Source organism: Marinobacter sp. OP 3.4, assembly GCF_036224885.1.
GTDB lineage: Bacteria > Pseudomonadota > Gammaproteobacteria > Pseudomonadales > Oleiphilaceae > Marinobacter.
Genome location: NZ_JAVVLT010000067.1, coordinates 35,847 through 53,385 on the forward strand (window position 1 = coordinate 35,847; position 17,539 = coordinate 53,385).

16 protein-coding genes are annotated in these 17,539 nt (G+C 58.0%); 10 read left to right on the plus strand and 6 right to left on the minus strand.

The genetic code is table 11. The features are described 5' to 3' along the window. Positions 1–51 precede the first annotated feature (51 nt). Complete coding sequence (locus tag RO069_RS12230) at positions 52–1,341, minus strand: sensor domain-containing diguanylate cyclase (protein ID WP_328187839.1); 1,290 nt, start codon at positions 1,339–1,341, stop codon at positions 52–54. 263 nt (positions 1,342–1,604) lie between these two features. Here RO069_RS12230 and RO069_RS12235 point away from each other — a divergent pair, with 263 nt between their 5' ends. The 7 genes from RO069_RS12235 to RO069_RS12265 all read left to right on the plus strand — a co-directional run bounded on the left by RO069_RS12235 (position 1,605) and on the right by RO069_RS12265 (position 8,465). Then, the gene (locus tag RO069_RS12235) at positions 1,605–2,522 is read left to right on the plus strand and encodes a 2-hydroxyacid dehydrogenase (protein WP_328187840.1); all 918 of its coding nucleotides are present in this window, start codon (positions 1,605–1,607) and stop codon (positions 2,520–2,522) included. A gap of 87 nt (positions 2,523–2,609) precedes the next feature. Further along, positions 2,610–4,325: a protein adenylyltransferase SelO gene (locus RO069_RS12240; RefSeq protein WP_328187842.1), complete on the plus strand. Its 1,716-nt coding sequence runs from the start codon at positions 2,610–2,612 to the stop codon at positions 4,323–4,325. Positions 4,326–4,544: 219 nt separating this feature from the next. Beyond that, positions 4,545–5,156, plus strand: coding sequence for a BRCT domain-containing protein (locus RO069_RS12245; protein ID WP_328187844.1), 612 nt, complete (start codon positions 4,545–4,547; stop codon positions 5,154–5,156). Positions 5,157–5,200: 44 nt separating this feature from the next. Continuing rightward, a complete protein-coding gene (locus tag RO069_RS12250; RefSeq protein WP_328187845.1) occupies positions 5,201–5,956 on the plus strand; it encodes an ion transporter in 756 nt (251 codons plus the stop codon). A 562-nt stretch (positions 5,957–6,518) separates the two neighbouring features. Then, the gene (locus RO069_RS12255) at positions 6,519–7,577 is read left to right on the plus strand and encodes a serine hydrolase domain-containing protein (protein WP_328187847.1); all 1,059 of its coding nucleotides are present in this window, start codon (positions 6,519–6,521) and stop codon (positions 7,575–7,577) included. Beyond that, a complete protein-coding gene (locus tag RO069_RS12260) occupies positions 7,564–7,830 on the plus strand; it encodes a hypothetical protein (protein ID WP_328187849.1) in 267 nt (88 codons plus the stop codon). Before RO069_RS12255 ends, RO069_RS12260 begins: the two co-directional genes overlap by 14 nt. A 284-nt stretch (positions 7,831–8,114) precedes the next feature. Then, positions 8,115–8,465 (plus strand): DUF3703 domain-containing protein, encoded by a 351-nt coding sequence (locus RO069_RS12265; RefSeq protein ID WP_328187851.1) that lies wholly within the window; start codon positions 8,115–8,117, stop codon positions 8,463–8,465. A gap of 20 nt (positions 8,466–8,485) precedes the next feature. Here RO069_RS12265 and RO069_RS12270 read toward each other — a convergent pair whose 3' ends face one another. The 3 genes from RO069_RS12270 to RO069_RS12280 form a co-directional block, all read right to left on the minus strand. Continuing rightward, positions 8,486–9,562: an SMP-30/gluconolactonase/LRE family protein gene (locus RO069_RS12270; protein ID WP_328187852.1), complete on the minus strand. Its 1,077-nt coding sequence runs from the start codon at positions 9,560–9,562 to the stop codon at positions 8,486–8,488. A gap of 72 nt (positions 9,563–9,634) precedes the next feature. Then, positions 9,635–10,603, minus strand: a complete 969-nt coding sequence (locus tag RO069_RS12275) for a sucrase ferredoxin (protein WP_328187853.1) — start codon at positions 10,601–10,603, stop codon at positions 9,635–9,637. Beyond that, positions 10,603–11,433, minus strand: a complete 831-nt coding sequence (locus tag RO069_RS12280) for an ABC transporter ATP-binding protein (protein ID WP_328187854.1) — start codon at positions 11,431–11,433, stop codon at positions 10,603–10,605. The genes RO069_RS12275 and RO069_RS12280 overlap by 1 nt, the downstream gene beginning before the upstream one ends. A gap of 218 nt (positions 11,434–11,651) precedes the next feature. On the opposite strand from RO069_RS12280, the gene RO069_RS12285 reads away from it, so the two are divergent. The 3 genes from RO069_RS12285 to RO069_RS12295 are packed head-to-tail and all read left to right on the plus strand — an operon-like array spanning position 11,652 to position 14,568. Continuing rightward, complete coding sequence (locus tag RO069_RS12285) at positions 11,652–12,548, plus strand: ABC transporter substrate-binding protein (protein WP_328187856.1); 897 nt, start codon at positions 11,652–11,654, stop codon at positions 12,546–12,548. Further along, positions 12,542–13,546 (plus strand): FecCD family ABC transporter permease, encoded by a 1,005-nt coding sequence (locus RO069_RS12290; protein WP_328187857.1) that lies wholly within the window; start codon positions 12,542–12,544, stop codon positions 13,544–13,546. The genes RO069_RS12285 and RO069_RS12290 overlap by 7 nt, the downstream gene beginning before the upstream one ends. Then, the gene (locus RO069_RS12295) at positions 13,543–14,568 is read left to right on the plus strand and encodes a FecCD family ABC transporter permease (RefSeq protein WP_328187859.1); all 1,026 of its coding nucleotides are present in this window, start codon (positions 13,543–13,545) and stop codon (positions 14,566–14,568) included. Before RO069_RS12290 ends, RO069_RS12295 begins: the two co-directional genes overlap by 4 nt. A 102-nt stretch (positions 14,569–14,670) precedes the next feature. On the opposite strand, the gene RO069_RS12300 is transcribed toward RO069_RS12295, so the two are convergent. Continuing rightward, complete coding sequence (locus RO069_RS12300; RefSeq protein WP_328187861.1) at positions 14,671–16,797, minus strand: TonB-dependent receptor; 2,127 nt, start codon at positions 16,795–16,797, stop codon at positions 14,671–14,673. Between the two features lie 125 nt (positions 16,798–16,922). Then, the coding region (locus RO069_RS12305; protein WP_328187862.1) for a helix-turn-helix domain-containing protein at positions 16,923–17,539 on the minus strand (617 nt) is incomplete at its 5' end.

Consider the following 17,539-nt stretch of genomic DNA (forward strand, 5'->3'; position numbering starts at 1 on the left):
CGGAGTGGTCCAGAAATCAGGCACTCTTGAACTTTATCGAAGGCGTCTGATTTATATATCAGATTTTATGCAATTTCTTCCTTCGGCCTTCGCTTTATAGAGAAGCTGATCTGCTCTTTTTAGCACTTTGGTTGCGCTATTTCGAGTATCAGTGAAGCCCGAGACTCCCGCGCTGAATGTGAGTTGAACTTTTATGCCATCTATTATCTTTAACTTTGATCTGGTTTTCTTCAGTATTTTTTTTCCAACCTTTAAAGCAGATTTAACACCAGTATTTGGTAGAACAATTAAAAATTCTTCACCACCCATTCGGCCAAATATGTCAACTTTTCTGATATTGTTGATCACCAAGTCTGAGAATTGCCGCAAAACAAGGTCACCAAAATCATGGCCATATTTATCATTTATCGACTTAAAACTGTCAATATCGATAAGTATCACGCTTGAGCGTTCATCATAGCGATCGAAACGATGTGCCTGATTACTAAGAAGTTCGCTGATATATCGGCGGTTAAAGATTCCGGTCAGATAGTCCTTACTTGCGATTTCCTTCAACTCAGTCTCAAGCTTTTTTCTGTCATCGATGGCTATCGTGATGCCATTCCATGTCACACTACCATTTGGTTCGAGTTTTGGAATTGCGGTGCCCTCAAACCATCGAGTCTCACCGTTGACGATCGTCCTATATTCAGCCTTCCAGTGTGTCATCGTGCGCGTTGCCTCAGCCCATCTCTCACGGACATTGGGACGGTCCTCAGGTTCGATAATCTCGAATGCCAGGTTCGGGTCGGCAAGAAAGGCCTTGTTCTCTATACCGAAAAACTCTTTGGTTTTTATGCTCATATAGGAAAAATAATGGCTCGAATCTGGATAAACTGTGTAAGAAAAGACGATGCCGGGTAGCGAATCCACAAAGCTTTCAAAAAATAGTTCTTTGGTCAGTCTGTCTGTTACATCCTTAAATATGGCGTAGCGGTTTAGGCCACCACCCTCGATCGCAGCGCACTCACATATAGTTGTTTCAAGCCATAGGATCTCCCTATCGTTGCCTATAAGCCGACACAGAAACGCGCCTTTCACCTCAACCATAGACGATAACTCTGGATCTAGCTTTTCCAGAAGTTTTTTTATATCCGACGGGGGCATCAGTTCCGACAGATTGACACCAGTTCTCCTGTGAGAGGGACTTAAGAGCTCCTTGAACGCCGCGTTCACGAGGACCTGTTCTTTGGCGTCGTCCCACCTCATGGACGCAGTACTGTCGTTAAGCTCGGTCGGAAATTGACGATCAATTTCGAGTTTCGGTGCTGAGATTCCCGGTACCAGAGATCTACCGGACACGCTGTTTCTCCATGTACGCTAAGTACTCCCGTTTGGTTAAAAGATGCGCACACTACCTATGTGTATTTAGACTTTCTGTGGGTAGTTTCCAGTACCAATACGAAGATCTTCAGGCGGAGGCCTAACGTTTTACGGAAGTTAACAATCCGGGCCTATATGCCGGCAGATCACCTGCATGATGTCAGTCTAACCTGGGTAAGGAGTTTGCCGACAGCTTCGTTATACTCGTGGTTTCATCCCCCTGATAGAAAAGGACCCTGGCAATGGCCATCGATATCCTGGTAGCCGGACGTTTGCCTCCCAATGTTATCCCCCAGTTGGAGAACCGGTTTCGGTTGCATACGTTGCCGGGAGACGACAGTGAAGCCAATGCGATGTTGCAGGAGGTGGGGCCATCCATCCGGGGTTTGCTGACAAATGCCGCCCAGGGGGCGCCGGAAGCCTTATTGGCGGCGCTGCCAAACCTGGAGATTATCTCCTCGTCCGGAGTGGGTACGGATGCCCTCAATGTGGAAATTGCCGAGGGCAGGGGGATCCGGGTTGAAACAACGCCGGGGGTACTCACCGAGGATGTGGCGGACGGCGCCATAGCCCTGATGCTGGCAACCACCCGACGACTCATGCAGGCCGAGCGCAATGTCCGCGCCGGTCGCTGGCTTAAGGACCTGCCCCTGGGTAACCGGATGACGGGCAAGCGCCTTGGCATCCTGGGCCTGGGCAAGATCGGGCAGGCGCTTGCGAAGCGGGCTGTCGCGTTTGATATGCCCATTGCCTACCATCAGCGCAACCGCAATCCCGACGTTCCCTATACCTATCATGATTCGGTGGTCTCTCTGGCTGAGGCCAGCGACTTTCTGGTGGTCATCGTCCCCGGTGGCCCCGCCACGGCAAATATGGTGAACGCGCCGGTGCTGGACGCCCTGGGACCGGAGGGGATCCTGGTCAACGTGGGCCGTGGCAGCACCGTCGATCAGCCCGAACTGATCCGCGCACTGCAACAGGGCCGCATCCGGGCGGCCGGGCTCGACGTCCTGGCGGATGAGCCCCACGTGCCGGAAGAGCTGTTGGAACTGGACAATGTGGTGCTGACTCCACACTACGCCAGCGGCACCATCGAGACCCGGCTGGCCATGGGGCAGCGGGTGGCGGATAACATGCTGAAGTATTTTGTGGCTGGGTGATGGAAGCGTCTGGACGACGGAAAACTTGACTTAACCATGTACACTCAACCTATCACCCATAGCCAGACCAACGCTTGAGGAATTCCTATGATAACGCGCCGTCACCGGGAAACGCCCACCACGGTCGCGACCCTCGACGATCTCGCACCGTTGGCGGACTATTCGTTCATGGACACGCTCAACGGCGATCCCGAGGGGAAAGCAAACGGAGACGACCACGCGCCAAGACAGGTCTTCTCGGGCCACTATGTTCCGGTCAGGCCCACGCCCATCGAAAACCCCGAATACGTCGCCCATGGGGAAGCTCTGTTTCGCGAACTGGGTTTTGCCGACAGCCTGGCGCAGTCAGACGACTTCATTCGTATGTTCTCCGGCGATTTGTCCCGGGTTCCGGAGCCCCTGCGCAAGGTCGGCTGGGCGTGTGGCTACGCACTTTCCATCTACGGCAATGAGTTCTATCAGCAATGCCCGTTCCAGACCGGCAATGGCTACGGCGACGGTCGCGCGATTTCCGTGCTTGAGGCCGTCATCAACGGACAGCGCTGGGAAATGCAGTTGAAAGGGGCAGGGCGCACGCCCTACTGCCGCGGCGCGGACGGCCGGGCCGTTCTGCGGTCCAGTGTTCGGGAATTCCTGGCCCAGGAGCATATGCACGCGCTCGGTGTGCCCACATCAAGGTCCCTGAGCCTGTACGTGTCGAAAACCGAGGAAGTCAGGCGTCCGTGGTATTCCGAGGGCTCACGCTCAATAGATCCCGATGTGCTTGTATCCGAGCCCGTTGCCATTTCCACGCGTGTTGCACCGTCGTTCATCCGGGTAGGGCAGCTGGAACTCTTCGGCCGTCGTGCCCGCAAGCAGGAACACCCGCAGGCGATGGAGGAACTCGAGAAGCTCGTCCTGCACCTGATCGATCGAGAGTACGGTGACGTGATCGACCAGTCACTGGCCACTGCCGAGAAAGTCGTGTTGCTTGCACGGGAGTTCCGCAGCCGGCTGACCTCGCTTGTGGCGAACTGGATCCGTGTGGGCTACTGCCAGGGTAACTTCAACAGCGACAACTGTGCGGCAGGCGGCTTCACCCTCGACTATGGACCATTCGGATTCTGCGAAGTGTTTGATCCGCAGTACCAACCATGGACGGGGGGCGGACAACACTTCTCGTTCCTTAACCAGCCGGCGGCGGCCGAACGCAATTTTTATTCGTTTTGTCTGGCGGTGCAGCCATTGCTAACAGGGCATCCAGACTGTTTGCGGCAGTTGGAGGAGATTCAAGGTGATTTCCCCAAGGTGATGCAGGCGCAACTGGAGAAGATGTGGGCGGCCAAGCTTGGACTCGACGCGTTTGACGAGGCCTTGTTCCGCGAGCTGGCAACGCTGATGATGCGAACGCCTGTCGATTACACCATATTCTTCCGGGAACTCTCGTCGTTGCCAGATGACATCGAGCTACTCAAGAAGAGCTTCTACCAGGGCCGGAGTTATACGGCAGACCCGGAAGGCATAGACAATCGCTGGTCAGCCTGGCTCACAAAATGGCATTCGCTCACTCGAACTGCCAGTCGGGAGGAACTTTCCAGTCAGATGAAGCTCGCCAACCCGAAGTACACGTTGAGAGAGTGGTTTGTTGTGCCGGCCTACCAACAAGCGGCAGCGGGTAACTACACTTTACTGCGGGAACTGCAGGACGTGATGACGCAGCCGTACGCCGAGCAATCGGAGGATGTAGAGAAGAAATACTACAGGCTGAAGCCGCCGGAGCTGTTTGATCTTGGTGGGTTTTCGCACTATAGCTGTTCGTCTTGATGGACCCACCCATAAAGCCGGATGGCTGGCTAATCGACGACCGCCCTAACTTGGAAGCACTGAGCTTGTCGTTCAGACCATAAGCCGAGTTTCCCTGGTTCCGAGTGGAAAACCTATGTTCTTTAAATGGCAGTATTTTAGAACAAACCAAAACACGTTGGTTTATTCGGATGCACACAAGCGCACCAGCTTAAATTGGGCATCGAGGGGGTATTGAGCATGGATATTTTCACCAAATTTAATCGAAAGAACATACAAGACCGCCAAATCGACACACTTATTGGCCTAAGCAAGGGAGTCTCAGCAGATGGCAACGTAAATCAAGCTGAAGCAGAGTTTTTGATGAGTTGGCTGGTACAAAACAGGCAATCCTCGGACAACCCCATTATCATTAATTTACTCGAAAAAGTCTCTGCAATGCTCGAGGACGGAATTCTGGACCGTGAAGAATCTATTGAGCTATTAGCCATCCTTCAGAAAATTTCGGGCGAGAATTCAGAGATTGGAGAACTGGCCAAGACATCTTCATTACCAATTAACGATCCCTTGCCTGAGATCACTTTTGAAGGAAGCTCTTTCCTTTTCACTGGAACATGTGCGTTTGGAACCAGAAAACAATGCCATGAGGCAACGGAATCGCTTGGTGGGACTATTGCCAAGGGTGTCAACAAAAGTCTCGACTACCTGATTCTCGGCACTTATGTAACGGACAGCTGGGTGCATGAAACATTTGGCCGAAAAATCGAGAAAGCAATCGAGTATAGAGAGAAGGGCTTACCCGTTGTGATTTTGACTGAGGAGCATTGGCTATGCTCTGGTGGGTTTAATTGAACATTATTGCACCGATTTTCAAGTTCGGGTAGGGGATCACTAAAGTGGATAAAAAGAACCAAGTACCAATAATTGACCGGCCTTTTATCGCCTGGTCGATTGCAGGATTGATCCTTTTTTCAGTCGTCACTTTTTCTATCGGAACTCTACCAAACCTCTCTCCAACGACCAAGGCCTTTCTCTACTACTCCGAGATAGTGGTTGTAGGCCTGTTTTCAATTGAGTACCTTTGCCGGATATATATATCCACACAGAAGCTACGTTTCATTTTCAGCTTCTATGGATTGATCGACCTTCTTGCAATTCTGCCATTCTATCTCGGTTTGTTTATTGATTTACGCGCCTTGAGACTGGTTCGCCTTTTGCGTTTGCTTCGAATCCTGAAGCTAGCCCGCTACAACTTAGCTATTTTCCGTTTTGTGAGAGCCATTTATCTTGCCAAGGAAGAGCTCATCATCTTTACGATTGCGAGTTTTGTGCTTCTATTCCTTGCTGCCGTAGGAATCTACCACTTCGAACACGAAGCGCAGCCCGAAGTATTTCGCTCGATACTTGATGCGCTCTGGTGGGCCGTCGCAACGCTGACCACCGTTGGATACGGGGATATTTACCCCATAACCGGGGGCGGTCGTTTATTTACGTTCGGAATTTTAATGATCGGTCTAGGGATGATAGCGGTGCCGACGGGGATCATCGCTTCGTCGTTATCTGATGTGCGCCGGCAGTTGGAAGAAGAGCGCCTTCGAAAGGAGGTTGAGATTAACAGCACATTATCGCCTGAAAGCGACACAAAGCACTAAATTGCTCACACAGAAAATCAGCAGGTTAAGGGCGGCGACCGTGGCCAGTACCAGTGTAAATGATAGCCAGGGCCCGTGCGAAGTTCTGCTTGTCCAACAAACGCATATTGCCTTATGGATCGCGGTAGATAAGAACGACGAAACACAAAAGCCCCGTTGTCATCACGCAGAGCGAAGCAACCGATTCAGGAACAGCGTTTGAATGAATTGCTCCCGCCATTCCGGAAACGGAGTGTACTGTGCTGGAAGAAAATGCTTGGGGTGACGGCATAGGGCTGCATGGGACGACGGCGTCGGTTAGACGACCAAGCAAAGTACTAAACCCGTGAAACAGAGAATCAAAGGGTTACGGCTCGAATTCCACAAAAAGTGCTAAACAAACTTAAAGTAAATTCTAGAATAGGGCGCTGGCCTGGGCATCCACACAAAATACTAAATCTGTCGTCCAGCTCAAGAGTCGGATTTTTCCAACCCGGGGTGGACCTAATACGGGGGCAGGTCATTGGAGGCTGCTACACTCAATTCAAACCATCGCGGAATTTTCGTAGGAGTGTCCTGGCCAATGCACATATTGCAGTTTGGTTTCTCGCTGCTTCTCCTGTTTATCTCTGTCGGTGTGGCCGCCAAAAACGACACTCTGGACGCAGCGGCATCGGATCCGAAAAAACTGGGTTTGATGCAAGGTTTTCCACCACCACCAGACAAACTGGTAGCGCAGCCAGACTCCAATTTTTTCAGTTTTCCGAAGCTCCGTTGGACCGTTTGCCATTTTCGCGAACTTTTGCCGACGGAGCAGGTTAGCCGTGGAATTGGCGCACCGGTTCCGCTTGAGTACAACCTCAATGAGGCTGCAATCGATGCGCTGACGTTTACACCTATGGGCAGCAGCGAAACGATGACGTGGGAAGAGTCACTGGCAGCAAACTATACCGACGGCATGCTCATCATTCATGAAGGAAAGATTGTCTACGAGCGGTACTTCGGCTGTCTCGACGAGACCGGCAAGCACGGAGCCATGTCCATGACCAAGTCTATGACGGGCCTGCTTGCGGAAATACTCGTGGTTGAAGGAAAGCTGGACGACAATGCACTGGTTTCCTCCATCGTTCCAGAGCTTGCCGACAGTGCATTCGGATCCGCAACCGTCCGGCAGGTGATGGATATGACCACCGGGCTTGCCTATAGCGAAGACTACTCCGATCCCGACGCCGACATCTGGATATACTCCAGGGCGGCCAGCCCGTTTCCAAAGCCTACAGGCTATGAGGGGCCCGATGGCTACTTCGAATACCTTCAGACTGTTCAACCCGAAGGCGATCATGGTGATGCGTTCCATTATAAAACGATCAACACAGACGCCCTTGGCTGGATAATCTCCCGTGTATCCGGTTTGGAAGTAACCGAGCTGCTGTCAGAGCGCCTATGGCGTCGGATGGGGGCCGAGCAGGATGCCTACATTACGGTAGACGGCAAGGGCACACCGTTTGCCGGCGGCGGCCTGAGTGCAGGCTTGCGAGATCTGGGGCGCATAGGCTTGCTGATGCTCAACGAAGGCGAAATTAACGGCCAGCGACTGTTTCCATCAAAGGTGGTTGCCAACATTCGTAATGGGTGGCAGTAAGAACGATTTTGCAAAGGCCGGCTACATAACCCTGGAAGGCGGCAGCTATCGCAGCATGTGGTGGCTGCTTCACAACGAGCACGGTGCGTATGCGGCCCGAGGCGTCCATGGGCAGACGATCTATGTCGATCCGAAGGCCGACATGGTAATCGTCCGGTTTGCTTCCTATCCAACAGCGAAGAACGGCAAGATAGATCCGACTTCCTTGCCAGCTTACCAGGCGGTGGCCGAGTACCTTTTGTTGGGGCGGTAATTAGTCTTTAGCACTTTCTATGGTCGTCCATCTGTGGACGACTACTTCACCTCCACACCATACAACATTGCGCATAATGTATATTATGTTAAATACAATATCCGGCATCGGTTGATTCATACTCTATGGACAGTACCTCAATAACCAGATGCTCCATCCCCCTGCCTTACTCACAAGCGTTGACCCTGTAGCAGCTACAACCTTTAAGCTACTTTCCAGCGTTAAGCCTGAGGAAGATCCGTTATGGATAACCGCGGCCCTTTCACCATAAGGAGCATCCGGCAATGCACAGTGAACTGAAACCACTCTACCGCGCGGAGCTTGCTGCCGCTCTCAAGGCTGAGCGATTGGGGAATGTCCAGGACGCGTTCGCTCACCTTGAGCGGGCCCATATTCTGAGCCAGCGATTTGCGCTGGACCATGCTGCGACCCATCTGCGCATGCTCAGGCTCGGTTGGCGCACACGTGACCTCCGGGAAATACTGGGACAACTGACCCGGACCATTGCCGCTTTGCTGTTTTCCCGACTCTGGGTTCCGGTTGGCAATACGGGGCGCGCCAACGTCAGTGCTTTTAAACCCATGCCCCTGCCTGAAGACCTGGCGCAAGCGATGAAGAAAGTGAGCGACCGGTAGGCCCGATCGCCAGTGTTTATCTACAGACCGGTAACCTCACTCATTGGCAAGCGGCCGATCCGGTCATTGTGCAAGGTGCCGAAGTACAGGTCGTCGCCATGGGGTTCCACGGAGGTGATTTCCTCCAGGTGTTCGCCGCTGGGATCATGCAGGCTGGTGAGGATCCGGCCTTCACCGTCCAGCGCGAGCGCGAAGCCGTAACGTTGGGCCTGGGGCTGCACGGCGTCGGGCAGTTTGGCCACGACGTCCTTGATCCAGGGATATGGGTGGATGCGATCCACTGTCGCGTTACGCGGTGTCGGCAGCGCCACCCAGAAACGTCCGGCGCTGTCCCGGGCGAGACCATCCGGAAAACCTGGCAGGTTGGCCGCGAATATCTCGCTCTGCCCTGCCTTTTCACCGTTGAGCCAGAGGCGCTGCACCCGATAGCGGTAGGTCTCGTTGACCAGGACAAACGCTTCGTCCGGATCCACCGCGACGCCGTTAGCGAAGTACAGGTCGTCCATTAGTACGGTGGTCTCGCCGGTCTCAGGTTCGTACTTGAGCAAACGGCCATGGGGACGGGCCTCCAGCAGGTCCAGCTTGTAGTCCGGCTGATTGAATCGGCTGCTGGCGTCGGAGAAATAGATGGTGCCATCTGACGCGATGTCCACATCGTTGGTAAAGGCAAAGGGTTCGCCATCGGCCCCGGTGGCCAGGACCTCGATTTCCCCCGCCGGAGAGATTGACAGCAACCCCATCCAGGCGTCACAAACGATCAGGTTACCCTCAGCGTCAAATGCCAGGCCTAGCGGGCGTCCCCCGGTTTCCACCCAGTGCTCGACGCTGCCGTCGCGACCAACTCTTACGATAAAACCGGTATCCGTGCCGCCGTATACCCGGCCCTGGTCGTCCACGGCCACATCCTCCGGCCCGACCACTTCGCCCTGCGCCAGCAGTTCGGCCTGCTGCAATAGTTTATTGGGCGCCAGCGGGCCGGTCATCGGCGGTGCTTCGGGGGGATCATAAGTTGCTGAATCCACGGGTGATGGCCAGAGCAGCACCCACAGGACAGCGGCGATGAGAATCAGCACAATAAGGGTCAGTACGCGTTTCATAGGCTTCCTTGTTATTGGTTTGTCGTCGTTTCCTTCGCCCGGCGCCCCGGTTTTTTACGATCAGGATCGCGCCTAATGTCCTCCCGCGCCCCACTGGCCCAAGATGGAGGCAATCCGGGAGGCTTCTTCCGGCGCAATGGCCGACACCATCCAGCACCAGGAGCTGGTGGGCCCCTCATCCAGATCGGCGCAGGTATCCACCCGCTGTATTTCCCGCTGTACGCATTGGGCCACCAGTACACCAGTGTCGGGTCCGGACGTCCAGCGGACACGGACTTCCACATCCGGGCCGCTCTGTTCTGCTGGCACAGGCTCAACCACAAGGTCTTCGGCGTTGATCTCCTGGCGTGCCAGCCATTCCAGTGCGGCAGTTTCGGCACACTGCTGTGCCGGCGTCAGCCTGCCGTTGCCCCGATAGCACGGCAGATAGGCCCGGTCACGGATCTCGTGCTCCAGTAACGCCTTCGTATCATCACGGCCGATGCGGCCATATTTACGCCGGGAGGGAAACGTGATCAGGCTTGCCGCCAGCCGGCAGCCGCCAAGGTGGGAGCTTTCCCAGAGATCCACCGGCAGGTCCCGCTGCGCGATCTCGGCCTGGAGCGCCCGGTAGGTGTCGTACCCGAATTTTGCGCAGCACTTGTCCTTCTTGCCATGGGTGCAGCACAGCATCACCGGCCTGGTGACCGGACGGCCTGCCCATGGGGCCAGGTCACTGCCCTGCTGCACATCCTCCAGGAAGTCTTCAAGCTGGTCCGGTGTGATGTCGAATGCCAGACCTTCCGGAAACAGCAGTATCCGATGGCTATCTTCCGGTTCCTGGCGACGGTAGATCAGGTTGACCCGACGACCACTGGCGGCGAGACCGTCCAGCCGGCTAACCAGGGACGGCGCCATGTTGCTGGCATGGCGCAGGTTGCGCTCCCAATAGCGGCGGGGCCAGCTTAGCAACAGGTTGCGTTCGGGATGGGTGGCCGTGCCCGGTAACGGATCCCCTGCCCTGACGCTTTCAACGGCGCAGAACTGCTTCGGATTGCCCATTATCCGGTCACCACACTGGCTTCGGTGGGTTCCGGAACGGCGGTGTATCCCGGACGTATCGGAATGCAGACCGGGCGGCCCGAATCCGGATCAGCGACAATCCGGGCATCGAGGTCGAACACCGCTTTCAGGTTCGATGAGGTGAAGATGGCCGACGGTGTCCCGCGATGAAGGATCCTGCCGGCCTTCATCATCACCATCGTATCGGCGTAGGCCGCGGCCAGGTTCAGGTCGTGGAGCACCACCAGCAGGGTGCGACCGCCCTTATGGGTCATGGTGGCCAGCAGTTCCAGCAGGTCCACCTGCACCTTCAGATCAAGAAACGTCGTGGGTTCGTCCAGCAGCAGAAGGCCCGTCTCCTGGGCCAGCACCATGGCAATCCAGCAGCGCTGTCGCTGTCCCCCGCTGAGGCTATCCACGGGCCGGTCGGCGAACTCCGTGACATCCACCTCCGCCATGGCGGCTTCCACCGCTTCCTGGTCCCGGCGGGACCACTGGCGCAGCATAGACTGGTAGGGAAAACGCCCGAGCGCCACCAGTTCACGGACCGTCAGGCCATCCGGTGCCGTGGGGCTTTGCGGCAGTATCCCGAGCTCACGTGCCACGGCCCGGGTTGACCGGCGATGGATATCGTTGCCATCCAGCAGCACCCGCCCCCCGTCCGGCGTCAGGGTCCTGGCCAGGGTTTTCAGCAGGGTGGACTTGCCGCAACCGTTAGGCCCGAGGAGTACGGTGAGCTTGCCGGGCTCCAGGGTAAAATCCACATTGGCCAGCACGGGGGCTTCCCCATAACCAACGGTCAGGGAATCACCGTAAAGAACACCTGGCATCGCGGATTCGCTCATAAAGTGTGGGCAGCTATGGCTGGGTCGTTATGTCTGGGTGGCAATGACTGGACAGTGTCGCTTTATCCAATGGGGCAATGATATTATTACCAATTCTCATTTACAATAACCGCGCTGCCCTGGAGACATCTGACCTGCCTGTGCTGTCCACTTTAAGAATCAATTCTATCCTTCTGTTTTTGTTAATCTTCAGCATCGGTTCTTTGGCATCCGGAGCTGATCGTCATGCCGTGGAAGTGCGGCATTCGCTGGGTACCGCCACCATCACTGACACCCCATCGCGGGTGGTGTCTCTCTACCAGGGGGCGTCCGACAGCCTCGCCGCCCTGGGCATCCAGCCCGTGGGCATGGTGGAATCCTGGACACAGAAGCCCATCTATGACTACCTGGGCGACCGCCTGGGCCAGCCCAGGATGCTGGGCATGGAGACCCAGCCGGACCTGGAGGGCATCGCCTGGCTGCAACCGGACCTGATCGTGGGGGCCCGGTATCGCCATTACGAGGTCTACCCCCTGCTCGACCAGATTGCCCCCACCGTGATTGCCGAGGATGTCTATGACTTCCGGTCGTTGCTCGGGATGCTAGCCCAGGCAACCGGCCGGACCAATCGGGCCCATGCCCTGCTGGATCAGTGGGACGCCCGGGTCGAGGACTTCCAGGCCCGTATCCGGGAGAAGCTGGGGGATCAATGGCCGATGGAGGTGGCCATCCTGAGCTTCCGTGGCGACCATGCGCGGATCTATTACAAGGGTTTCGCCAAACAGGTGCTGGATGAGTTGGGTTTCAAGGCGCCTCCGGCCCACCGCAAGGATACCTGGGGCATCAAGCTGACCAGCCAGGAAAGCATTCCCGCCATGGATGCCGACGCCGTGTTTATCTTCATGCTGGGTGATCCGGCCATACAGCGGACCTACGAGAACTGGACCTCCCACCCCCTGTGGGAGAACCTCAGTGCCGTGCGCCGTGACCAGGTATTCCAGGTGGACCCGGTTACCTGGAACATGGGGGCGGGCATCATTGCCGCCCATCGTCTGCTGGACGACCTGTACGACCATTACGGGCTTGAGGACGGTGTCTCGGAGGGCTGCATCCTATGCTGAACTCTGCCCTCGCCCGTTCCGCCGGCGCCCTGACCTGCCTGCTGTTGCTCGCCCTCGCAGCGGTGGCCAGCCTGGTGTACGGCAATATCCCGGTGACCCTCGGTACCCTGCTGGACAGCCTGTTTGCCTATGACGCCGGCAACATCCAGCACCTGGTCATCCGTTCGGAACGGGTATCACGGACGGTGGTGGCGCTTGCCGTCGGCGCCGGGCTGGCCGTGGCCGGGGTGCTGATGCAGTCCCTCACCCGCAACCCGCTGGCATCGCCGGGTATCCTTGGCATCAACGCGGGCGCCCTCTTCTTCGTGGTGGCCGGCGCCACCCTGTTTTCCCTGTCACTGCCATCGGACCTGATCTGGCTGGCCTTCCTCGGGGCCGGGGTGGCCGCCGGGTTGGTCTTCACCCTTGGACAAGAGCCGGGCCAGGGGTTGTCGCCGGTGCGGACGGTTCTGGCCGGGGTCGCCATCACCGCCCTGTTCGTGTCCTTTTCCCAGGGTTTGCTGATCATGAATCAGGACCGGCTGGAAAGCCTGCTGTTCTGGCTCGCCGGCTCGGTATCCGGCCGTTCACTGGATGCCGTGATGGGCCTGCTGCCGATCATCGCGGTGGCCATCGTGATAACCCTGCTGATGACGCGCCAGCTCAACCTGCTGGGCATGGATGACGAGGTGATCCAGGGCCTGGGGCTGAATGTGGTGCGTACGCGCCTGCTCTGCGTGGTGCTGGTGATCGCCCTGGCCGGCACCGCCGTGGCCATCGCAGGGCTGATCGGGTTTGTGGGGCTGATCGTGCCCCATATGGCCAGGGCCATCTTTGGCACCGACCATCGCTGGCTGTTGCCCGCCTCCGCGTTGATCGGGGCGGCCCTGCTGCTGATCGCCGACACCGTGGCGCGGCTGGTGATTCCGCCCCAGGAAATCCCGGTGGGAGTGGTCACCGCCCTGCTCGGCACCCCGCTGTTCCTCCACCTGGCCCGCAAGACCCGGAGCCTGACATGACCCGACCACTGGTGCTCCGCGCCCCTGACGACAGCTGGTCTCTGAAGATCAACCCGCACACCCTGACGGTCACCACGGCCATGGGCCTGGCGCTGGTGCTGGTTGCGGGCCTTTCCCTGGGTACGGGCAGCCATCCGGCTTCCTGGCTGGAGGCGATGTCGGCCCTGGTATCCGGGGACGATCCCGGCCTGCGGCTGGTGGTGATGGAAATACGACTGCCCCGGGTGTTGATGGCCATCCTGGCGGGGGCCTCCCTGGGCATTGCCGGGCTGATCCTGCAGGGGCTGGTTCGCAACCCCCTGGCATCACCGGATGTGATTGGCATCTCCAGCGGGGCCTCCGCCGCTGCCGTACTCTGCCTGTGGCTGTCCAGCGCTGCCTGGCTGGTGCCCGCCGCCATGGTCGGCGCCCTGGCTGTTGCCGTGCTGCTGGTCACGCTGACCTGGTACAAAGGCATCAGCCCGGGCCGCCTGGTGCTGGTGGGGGTCGGCCTGGCGGCGGGCCTGGGCGCCCTGACCACCCTGTTGCTGGTGATCAGCCCGGACACCACCGCCATGACCGCCTTTATCTGGCTCACCGGCAGCCTGTACGCCGCCCAATGGCACGATGTGCAGGGCCTGGGTCCCTGGCTGTTGATCTGCCTGCCCATCGTGCTGGCCAAGGCCCGCCACCTGGATATCCAGGCCATGGGAGATGATACCGCCCAGGGGCTGGGCAGCGCCGTGCAACGCCACCGGATGCTGTTCCTGCTGATTGCCGTCGCCCTGACCGGGGCCTCGGTGGCCCATGTGGGGGCGCTGGGATTCGTGGGGCTGATCTCCCCTCACCTGGCCCGGCGTCTGGTGCGCTCGGGGCATCCGGGGTTGGTGATGCTGACGGCCTTCACCGGCGCTATTATCCTGGTGTGTGGGGACCTGGTGGGACGGATGGTCTTCCTGCCGAGGGATCTGCCAGCGGGAATCTTCGTATCAGGGATCGGGGCGCCGTTTTTCGTATACCTGCTCTACCGGATGAGACGGTAGGCGGGAACCAGGCAGTAAAAAGGGGCCCTGAGAGGCCCCGAAAAGAAAGGCAAGATGCACTGGAGCCTGCGCAGGCATGGCTGCCGCGCAGACTCCCGACCCTCAGAAATCGAGTTGGTAACCCAGGCTGACCGTGCGGCCACGGCCCCGGAAATAGTAGTCATCACTGACACGGGCGGCCTGTGAATAGTAGGTGAAGTAGTCCGTATCCAGCAGGTTCTCGATACCCAGGGATACCTGGCCCACCGGGCTGCGATACACGACGGAACCGTCCAGCAGGCCGTAGCCGTCGAAGTCCAGTTCGTCGTTATCCACGTTGCGGTCCAGGAAGTGGCTGTACTGCAGGTGGCTGGACAGCACCGGCGCCCAGGCGGCGGACCAGGACAGCTTCACGGTCTGCGGTGGAATATTGATACCGGTGAGTTCGGTATCCACATCGCCGTCGCCATCGGTATCCGATTCACCGTCCGTGTAGGTGTAGGACGCCCCCAGCTTATGCTGGGCGGTGATGCGGGCGCTGGCGGTAACCTCCGCCCCCTTGATCTCGGTCTTTTCCCGGTTGCCGACCCAGACACCGTTCTCCTCGGTCAGGCGTTCGCCATAGTCGGAGTCGGACTCGAAGTAGCTCACTTCCAGCTCGTAACGGTCCCAGTCAAACCGGGCGCCGATTTCACGCTGTTCGGTGACGATGGGCTGCAGTTCCAGCAGGGTGTCCACATCCTGGCCCGGCGTGCTGATGCCCCGCAGTACACGACCCACATCGGGCATGCCGAAACCTTCGGAGTAGTTGGCATACACCTGGGCCCAGTCCGTCACCTGGTAGATCAGGCCGCCGTTGAACAGGGTCTCGTCAAAGTCTGGCTTGCCGCCTTCCACGGTGACGTTGTCCTGGGTGACATTGCTGCGGTCGATGGTCTGGTAGGTATCCACATCCAGTTCCGCATGCTCCTGGCGTACGCCGGTGTGCAGGCTAAGCCGGTCGGTCACCTTGATATCGCCCTGGAGGAACGCCGCCACATTGCGGAAGCGGGATTTCGGCACATACACCCGGTCCGTATGCACCAGCACCTGTTTGGTTTCGTCCTGCAGCAGGTCCAGGCCGGTGGTCAGGCTGAGGTGATCATTGAACAGGCCGCCACGAGTCAGGGTGAACTTCGCGCCCAGCTTGTCGGATTCGTTCCGGGTCTGGTCATACTGGGTGTTGCCGCTGCCATCCTGGTACGGGAAGTACGGGGTGGTGGCGAACTGGGCCCGAAAGGCCTGGCTGTAAAGCTGCGCGTCCACCTCGTTGCCCAGCCAGTCAGCGTGAGTGTAGGACAGCCGTGCGGTGGTAACTTCGTTGTAGCCCGGCTCGCCCGGCAGGTCACCCTTTTCCGCGGTAGTGGGAACACCGTTGTCGCGATCACCGGACACCGGCCGGTAATCATCGCCCCCTTCCAGGTCGAATCGATTGACGAAAAACTCCACATTCTGGTTATCGTCGATCCAGTAGCCCACCTTCGCCAGCAGGTCGTAGCTCTGGGAGTTCTGGATCTCACCGGGATAGGCGATACCGATGGGCTCATCCTTGCCGTCGTAGTACACGCCCCGTTCCTGGAAGGTGGCTCCCGCCAGGTAGTCCCACTGGCCGGACTGGCCGCTCAGCCGGTAACCCAGCTTGTAGCCCTGGCCATCGGAGCTGACATCGTCATCGGTGGTCACCTTGGCCGTGACCGACTGCTTCAGGCTGCCACTCTCCGGCTCCCGGGTAACGAAGTTGATGATGCCGCCGGTGGCCCCCAGGCCGTGCTCCGCGCTGGCCCCGTAGATCACCTCGATACGCTCGACCATGTCCATGTCGATGGTGTAGCTGTCCCGGGCACTGTCCCGCAGCGGATTGGTCTGGGGTACGCCATCCACCATGAACAGCGGCGCCCTGCCCCGCAGGGTTTCACCGGCGTTGGTGAGCTTCTGCCGGCCCGGTGAATAGGAGGGAATCAGGTTGCTGAGCACCTGCCCGGGGTCATCGGAAATGGCCAGTTGCTGCTCGATTTCCTCCCGCGAGATGATCCTGGTCCGCTGGGGCGTCTGGCTGACCGTGGCGCGGTTACGGGTGGCGGAAATCACAAGTTCCGGCATGGCAGAGGCGGTGGAGTCCTCGCTACCGGTTTCCTGGGCATGGCCGATGGCCGGCGCCAGGGCCGTGATGCCCGACGCGAGGAGCAGTGACCTGGTATTCAACAACGTCATAGTCTGGTTCCGTTCTTTGTGGATTGTGCCTGCGGGCCATCTCGAACAGTAAAACGGCCCAACGAATGCGGCACGAACGGTAACCGTTCTCATTTACATTTGCAAATAAAGTGAATCGAACCAGGTCAGGAGGCGGCCCTGTGTCGGTCGTATTTCTGCAACCGGTTATACAAGGTCTTCGTGCTCAGTCCGAGCAACCGGGCGGTTTCCTGGCGCCGGCCACCACACTGTTCCAGCGTGGCGAGGATCAGGTCGCGTTCCACATCCGCCACCTTGCTGCCTATGGGTACTTGCAGGGTACGACTGTACTGATGATTGCCGTGTCCGGGGCGACCGATGTCCCCGGGCAGCGTGTCGGTCGTCAGGCAACGGTCCGACATGATATAGGCGCGCTGAATCACATTACCCAGTTCCCTGAGATTGCCCGGCCAGGAATGGCTCTGGAGCCTGGACAGTGCCTGCGGTGAAAGGTACTTGGACTGGTTATCGGCCTGGTTAAGCCGTTCCAGGAAAAAGGCCACCAGCCGGGGTATGTCTTCCAGGCGGTGTCGCAGCGGGGGCACCTCCACGGGGAAGACGCTCAGCCGGTACAGCAGATCCTCCCTCAGGTTGCCGTTGGCAACCTCCTCTTCCGGCGCCCGGTTCGTGGCGGCAATGATCCGCACATCCATCGTGCGTTCGCGATCACTGCGTAAACCGCTGAAGGTTGCCACCCATTCCACGTGAAGCCTGCCACCCGGAC